The 7,168-nt window shown below is 45.1% G+C and carries 4 protein-coding genes and 3 pseudogenes; 4 read left to right on the top strand and 3 right to left on the bottom strand.

Annotation, left to right across the window (positions count from 1 at the left end; translation table 11 throughout):
• Positions 1–491: cupin domain-containing protein (locus CPT76_RS18765; RefSeq protein WP_146116352.1), on the bottom strand; the 491-nt coding region annotated here is incomplete at its 3' end.
• Between the two features lie 155 nt (positions 492–646).
• Here CPT76_RS18765 and CPT76_RS40010 point away from each other — a divergent pair.
• The 3 genes and pseudogenes from CPT76_RS40010 to CPT76_RS18755 all read left to right on the top strand — a co-directional run.
• Positions 647–1,106, top strand: a pseudogene (locus CPT76_RS40010) (MATE family efflux transporter); the annotation flags it as partial.
• Complete coding sequence (locus CPT76_RS18760; protein WP_374954687.1) at positions 1,098–1,997, top strand: MATE family efflux transporter; 900 nt, start codon at positions 1,098–1,100, stop codon at positions 1,995–1,997. The pseudogene CPT76_RS40010 and the gene CPT76_RS18760, both read left to right, overlap by 9 nt.
• A 53-nt stretch (positions 1,998–2,050) precedes the next feature.
• Entirely contained in the window at positions 2,051–2,680 is a 630-nt protein-coding gene (locus CPT76_RS18755; protein WP_105443911.1) for a sugar O-acetyltransferase, read from the top strand.
• A 192-nt stretch (positions 2,681–2,872) separates the two neighbouring features.
• Here the strand turns inward: CPT76_RS18755 and CPT76_RS18750 are convergent.
• Positions 2,873–3,420 (bottom strand): annotated as a pseudogene (locus CPT76_RS18750) (TetR/AcrR family transcriptional regulator).
• A gap of 197 nt (positions 3,421–3,617) precedes the next feature.
• Between CPT76_RS18750 and CPT76_RS18745 the strand changes: the two are divergent.
• A pseudogene (locus CPT76_RS18745) lies at positions 3,618–4,824 on the top strand (multidrug effflux MFS transporter).
• A gap of 236 nt (positions 4,825–5,060) precedes the next feature.
• On the opposite strand, the gene ilvB reads toward CPT76_RS18745, so the two are convergent.
• Positions 5,061–6,767, bottom strand: a complete 1,707-nt coding sequence (ilvB, locus tag CPT76_RS18740; protein WP_105443910.1) for a biosynthetic-type acetolactate synthase large subunit — start codon at positions 6,765–6,767, stop codon at positions 5,061–5,063.
• Between the last annotated feature and the right edge of the window lie 401 nt (positions 6,768–7,168).

The raw sequence follows: 7,168 nt of genomic DNA, 5'->3' as shown, positions 1-7,168 counted from the left end.
TGATAATAGCCGAAGTAGGATTTTTGTAGATTAGAGTTGTGCATTTCAGCGTAAATATTTTTTATGGAGACCAACACCTCACGCTGCCAAGCAGTTTGGTCTGTAAGTAATAAAAAGTCATCCATATGGGTCCCGAATTTTTGGTCCGCATACTTCCTTGCCAAGGACGTAGCTTCACCAAAAAGTGAGGGATGGATGACGACCACAATGTAAGTACAATCAATCTGCTCCTGGGAAAAACCATAGTGCATGCGATTGCTATTTACAAAAATTCCATTCCCCTGATCGATTCGAATCGTCTGCCCGTTGATAAAGTAATCCATAGATCCCTCGAGAACCAAAATAAACTCCACATCCGGGTGCCAATGGCAGGCAGCAGAATAATTGGAAAACTGCTGTAAGTTTCCTTTTCGTACATAGAGTCGTAAATCAGATAGGTTATAATCCAGGCGCTCGGATAGGTCTGAAAACACTTCTAATGATTTACTCATCAGATCACCTCGTTAAATTAACTTCATACGATTTTTATAGAATTTTAACCGATTTTAATGGATATGAGTGTTTATTTGTACTATCTTTATAACATTATGATTTACGTTAAGGGAAGGGGAACGGGGTGAAAAAACATTTCCAAATTGGGAAAAACATGAATATTGATTTCAGACGAGAGTTGATGGTGCTGGTTGTACCTATAGCGTTGCAAAATCTGGTTTCGGCTACGGTTATTTCTGCAGATGTCTTCATGTTGGGGATGATCAGCCAATCCGCGATGTCGGCCGTATCACTCGCCGGACAAATTACTTTCGCATTGACCTTGTTCTACATGGGGTTGTCAACGGGAGCGGGAATTCTTACCGCACAGTATTGGGGAAAGAAGGATTTACAGACGATCCAGCGGGTTCTTAGCATTGCCTGCATGTTTTCCTTCTGCATATCTGTTTCTTTTTTTGTTCTCCATCTCATACCCAGGAATGCTGATGCGAATTTTTACAAACGATGACGAGTTGATTCGCTATGGTGCAAGGTTTTTGCAAATGAATTCGTTTTCTTATCTAGCGATGGGAATATCACAGATGTATCTCGGTGTTATAAGAAGCATGGAAAATGCAAAGCTAAGTGCATGGATAAGTTCGGCTTGCCTAGTTTTGAATATTATATTCAACGCGCTTTGTATCTTTATCCTTTTTCCCGGCAGACCCGAACTTGCGATCACGGGAGTTGCCCTTGCGACGGTTAGTGCACGTTTCATTGAATTGGGCTGCTGTATTGTGCACTCTGTTACACGGGGCTCCATTCGCTTTCAATTGCCGGTGCGTGATGGAACACAGCGGAAATTGCTTAAGGATTTCTTCAAGTACACCATGCCCGTACAAGGGAATTATATCGTTTGGGGCGGGGCTTTGACTGCTACAGCCGCCATTATTGGCCATGTAAGTGCCGATATGGTTGCAGCTAATTCCGTTTCGTCAGTCGTCAAGAACTTGGCCATCGTATTATGCGGCGGCATTGCCAGCGGTGGTTCTGTGTTAATCGGGAAATATCTGGGGAAGGGTGAGATTGAGAAAGCCAAACATGCCGGTAACCGAATAAATGTATACGCTTTTATTTTTGGTACACTGGCGGGTTGCATTATTTTGTTAGTGAAGCCACTGGTTTTCTTGATGGTTCATTTAAATGCTGAGGCACAACATTACCTCGATGGAATGATGTATATCTGCGCTTATTATTGCATTGCCAAGTCAATGAATTCGACTATAATTGCCGGTATATTCACTGCCGGAGGGGATTCCAAATTTGGCTTTTGGTGTGATGCGGTAGTGATGTGGGGCATTATTTTGCCATTAGGCTATCTATGTGCTTTTGTTTGGCATGTGCCGCCTATTCTGCTGTTTGCCATGATCAGCCTGGATGAAATCATCAAGCTGCCAGTCGCTTTGATTCGGTATCGTCAGTACAAATGGCTTAACAATATTACAAGGAATTTTGAGGAAGCTTGATTTAAACGAAAATGGTCTGATGGAAATCAAGGATGATAAAAGGAGAATGAAGTATGAATATACAAGAACGAATGGCGAGCTGCCAATTATTTACTGACCATGACGCTAACTATCCGGAAGAAGCTGCAGCATTGGCACGTGCGCGTCAGCGCGGCAAGGCACTGTGTTATGAAATCAATCGTTTACATCCTGATGATATGGCAGGGCGTCAGGCTTTGATGAAACAGCTTTTTGGGAGCATTGGTGAGAACGTCTGGATGGAACCACCTATTCGCATGGCGTATGGCTCGAACACAACGATCGGCAATAATGTTTATATTAACTTTAATTTAACCGTAGTAGATGATTATAAGGTGACGATTGGAGATGACGTCATGTTTGGTCCCAACGTAACGATCGCTGTAACCAGCCATCCTGTACATCCAGAAAAGCGTAAAGAAGGTGGCATGTTTGCTCTACCGGTTGTCATTGAAGATGGGGTGTGGATTGGCAGCGGGGCGATTATTTTACCGGGCGTTACCATCGGAAAGGGGAGCGTCATCGGTGCTGGAAGTGTAGTAACCAAGGATATTCCCGAGAACGTAATCGCTGTGGGAAATCCATGTAAGATTCTTCGTGAAATCACCGATCATGACAGAGTATATTACTATAAAAACATGCGCTTTGATCAGGTTGAATGGTAATAGTAGAGGTTGTTTATAAATGCCCATAGTGTAGCGAAAGCACACATGATCCTGAAAGGGATTCATGTGTGCTTTCCTTTTACATCAGAGGTCAAACATAAATCCCGCGTTAACGAATCGTCAAATTGATTGATGGAGAACCGCTATCAGGTTGGGAAATCCTATCTACCATGTTAGTAGGAACGAATGCTTTTAAAGGCTTCTTTCTAACAATGTCCCAACTTGTTTGGCCATCACTTGCGGAGAATGAGGCATTCCATTTCGGATCCACCACTCAATGATCCCAACATATGCCGTTCCAGCATACTGCAGCATCACATCTTCGGTCAAATCTGCATTTTTTCCGCTTTCGTTGTCGATCTCACCTTTGAATCCTTCCATGAAAGAAGCAAGCAGCCGCGTCCTAAAAGACGAAGGAGCCCCTTTAGATGCTAACATGGTTGAAAAAAACAATAATTTTTCTCAAAGTATTCGAAGTATGGAACCAGAGCATCCGTCCATTCCATCTCGCATGCCCACGTATCCATCTCCCTTAATTCGTTAATTTGATTTTCCATGATTTGATCCAATAAATCGTACTTGTCCTGATAATGAAGATAAATCGTACCCCGGTTTACGTCTGCCTGGTCAGCAATGTCTTGAATGGTAATGTCATCGAAGTTTTTTTCAGCCATCAGTTCTATAACGGCTCTTTTCAAGGCTTCTTGCGTTTTTAAAATTCTCCGGTCCGCTTTTGCCATCTTATCTCTCCCCTGAATTCCCAAGATAATGAACAATTTTCTTGATCGTGTTCATATTTCAACGAATTTCGTTTTTTTAACCATTGAATAGGGGCTTCTTTTTCTATAATAATAGACATGAGTTGATTAAACAACTTGATTTGTTTATTTTATTAAATTATAGGAGTTAAAAGAATGAACTATACGACCCAAAAGAGATCTCTATTTTTGCCCTCATATTGGCAGCTTTTTCAGCGTTGGGGCCCTTTACCGTCGACATGTATCTAGCGTCCCTTCCGCAGATCGCCGATTTTTTTGGAACAAGCGCAGCGGCGGTTCAAGCGAGTTTAACCACGAGCCTGTTAGGACTAGGATTAGGACAGCTAATCATGGGTCCTTTGAGCGACATCTATGGCAGGCGCCGGCCTTTGCTGATTTCCATGATATTATATATCCTTTCCTCGGTTGGATGCGCTTTTGCACCAGGCATAGGTTGGTTTATAGGTTTAAGATTTATTCAAGGGGTTGCTGCATCTGCAGGTCTCGTTATTTCGCGTGCTATTGTTCGAGATCGGTTTAGCGGGGTTGAAATGACGAAGTTTATATCGCTGCTGACGATGATCAGTAATGTGGCTCCGTTAATTTCCCCTACGGCGGGGAGTGCAGTGATGTCCTACAGTTCTTGGGTAGGCGTATTTCTATTCTTAGGGGTGCTGGGCTTAGCATTAACCGGGATAACCCTATGGGGGGTAAAGGAAAGCTTACCTGCACGGCAGCGTGTATCAAGTAGTCCCCGTACGTTGATCAACAATTATAGCAGCTTGTTCCGAGAACGTTCGTTTATGGGATATGCGCTCGTCAACGGCATTTTGTTCGCAGGGGTTTTTGCCTATGTAGCAGGTACTCCATTTATTTATCAAAATATATACGGCGTGTCGCCACAAATGTTTTCGATTCTATTTGCGTTGAATGGCCTTGCTATTATTTTGGGCTCTCAATTCGTCAAAGTACTTGCAGGACGAGTAGCGGAAAGTCGACTCTTTATCATCGGTCTAATCATCGCTTTGATATCTTCCACTGCAGTCTTAATTATCGTTTTGGTGCAAGGAGCATTATTAGCCATGTTTATTTCGATCTTCCTATTCGCCTTTTCCATTGGGATCATTGGACCCATCTCGTTTACATTGGCTATGGAGTCGCAAGGGCATATTGCAGGGAGTCGCTTCCGCCGTTCTGGGCACCCTGCAATTCGCATTAGGTGCGGTTGCTTCACCGCTTGTGGGAATGGCAGGCGAAAACTCCGCTATGCCTTTTGGGATTATTATTTTTTCTACAAGCCTGTTTTCCATCATGATCTACATTGCCTTGGTAAAAGGGTCAAATAAGTTATCCGGTCATAAAAACAGCCCTGAATCCAATACGTAAACCATCCTTACCGATTTTTGATCTACTGTAACTTGAATAGGGCCATGTCATAGCTCATGGCGTCAGTAAATTTGCATAGAACCAGCCTACTGGCTGGTTCTATTGATTTTAAGGCGTTGCGCGGTAAAGCCAAAATAACTCCCGCGAAAATTGTACGTAGATAAGGGACTGTCATATAACGAAAGTGGCACCCGATACAATGCCGCCTCCCGACCGCCAGCTGCAAAACATACAAATCATTCGATATCCCCCAGAATCATTTCATGTAACGCCGTTCCTGCAAGGACCATTGGATATACATTCTCTTCTTTCGGTACGACAAACTCTACAAGTACGGGACCAGGTGTATTTAGAGCCTCTTGCCAAACGCGGGAAGCCTCTGCTTTATTACTCGCTCTCAACCCTTTGATGCCATAAGCTTCAGCCAGCTTTACGAAATCCGGACTGCCGGCAAGGTCGATTTGGCTGTAACGCTTGGCGTAACTGAGTTCCTGCTGCTGCTTAACCATCCCCAATACTTGGTTGTTAATCACGACAATTTTGACAGGAATCCGATGAATAGAACAAATAGCCATCTCCTGCGCGCACATTTGCATGCCCCCGTCACCATTTACGGAAACCACAAGACGTTTCGGATTCCCGATCTGAGCGCCAATGGCGGCCGGTAACCCGAACCCCATCGTTCCAAGACCTCCTGAGGTGATCAGCGAGCGGGGGTGGTTAAACTTGTAAAATTGAGCTGCCCACATCTGGTGCTGACCTACGTCCGTGGTTATGATCGCCTCGCCTTGTGTGGTTTCATGGATCATTTCAATGACAAATTGGGGCTTAAGCTCCGTATCCGAATCTTTGTACCGAAACGGAAAATTTCGTTTGTATTCCTGAATTTCTTTGATCCAACGATCGGATGGGGAGGCGGCAGCTTTCGTATTCGCATAATCCAGTACAGCCTTGATATCACCGATGCATGCAATATCCGCCTTGATGTTTTTGCCAATTTCAGCCGGATCAATATCGATATGGGCAATCCGTTTGGCATGTGGGGCGAAACCATCCACCCTCATGGTCACCCGGTCATCAAACCGCGAACCCATGGAAATAATCAGATCGGCTTGCTGGATGGCCATATTCGCTGCATATGCACCATGATGGCCCGCCATGCCCAGCCACAGGTCGTGAGCACTTGGAAAACCTCCCAAGCCAAGCAATGTGGTCGCCACCGGAATGTTGGTTTTATTCACGAACTCCAGCAGCTCATTGGATGCACCTGAATAAACCACTCCTCCTCCGGCGATCATGACCGGTCTTTCGGATTCGTTAATCGCTTGAATCAAGGTATCGATCGGGTCTGTATCCAAATTCGGATCGGAATCGTACCCTCGAAGATGAATCGCCCCAGCGGGTTGGTAATACAGCTTGTGATTGGATACATCCTTAGGAATGTCGATTAATACAGGACCTTTTCTGCCCGTGTTTGCAATATGGAAGGCTTCGTGGACGATACGCGGAAGGTCTTGCACATGACGAACGGAGTAACTGTGTTTTGTTATGGACAGGGTCATGCTGACGATATCCGCTTCCTGAAAAGCATCCGTGCCCATAACCGTAGTCGACACGTTGCCCGTAATGATGACGAGAGGTGTAGAATCCATATAAGCCGTCGCAATCCCTGTAATCAAATTTGTCGCTCCCGGACCGGATGTGGCGATGCAGACGCCGACTTTCCCTGTCGATCGGGCATAACCGTCTGCTGCGTGTATCGCTCCCTGCTCGTGCCGGGCCAGAATGTGTTTGAACTCCGGATTGTCGACCATGGCGTCATAAATGTACAGCGCGTTGCCTCCGGGATAACCAAAAACATGTTCAACCCCCTCGAGCAATAAACAGCGCAAAAGGCATTCGGATCCAGTAATGAGTTCAGCTTTGTCTCTCTTCGTTTCCATGTGATATCCCTCCAATAAAAAAATCCCCTCTCATCCCACAAAGCCGGCAGTATACTGCCGTACTGAGGGGCGAAAGGGGTTGATTTTCGCGGTACCACCCTGGTTTGCCTAAAATCTCACGATTTTGGGCCTCACGAAGTAAAGTGTTTCCTTACTTCCGGCACGGTAACGTGTGCCCATCCGGTTGAGACTACTCGCTAGATCAAGCGCTTGATCCGGTTTTCGATCAACAGCTCGGAGATGACGTCATGCTAGGGATTAAGGCAAAGGTTTCAGCAATTCCTTCGCTCTCTGGACATAAGAGCCCTTGACACTTTTTTCTCTTCATCGCTTGTTCATTATATACATAAAAACCCCTCTCATCTCAAGCTCGGCAGCAATCTGCCGAACGATAGGGACGT

Origin of the sequence: Paenibacillus sp. AR247 (assembly GCF_002968895.1) — a bacterium.
Lineage (GTDB): Bacteria > Bacillota > Bacilli > Paenibacillales > Paenibacillaceae > Paenibacillus_AQ > Paenibacillus_AQ favisporus.
Note: the sequence above shows the minus strand (reverse complement) of the source record. Positions and strands in the feature narration are given on the sequence as shown.

Coding starts and splice junctions, on each gene's coding strand:
- CPT76_RS18760 (WP_374954687.1), top strand. CDS start 1,098: ATGGAAAATGCAAAGCTAAGTGCATGGATAAGTTCGGCTTGCCTAGTT.
- CPT76_RS18755 (WP_105443911.1), top strand. CDS start 2,051: ATGAATATACAAGAACGAATGGCGAGCTGCCAATTATTTACTGACCAT.
- ilvB (WP_105443910.1), bottom strand. CDS start 6,767: ATGGAAACGAAGAGAGACAAAGCTGAACTCATTACTGGATCCGAATGC.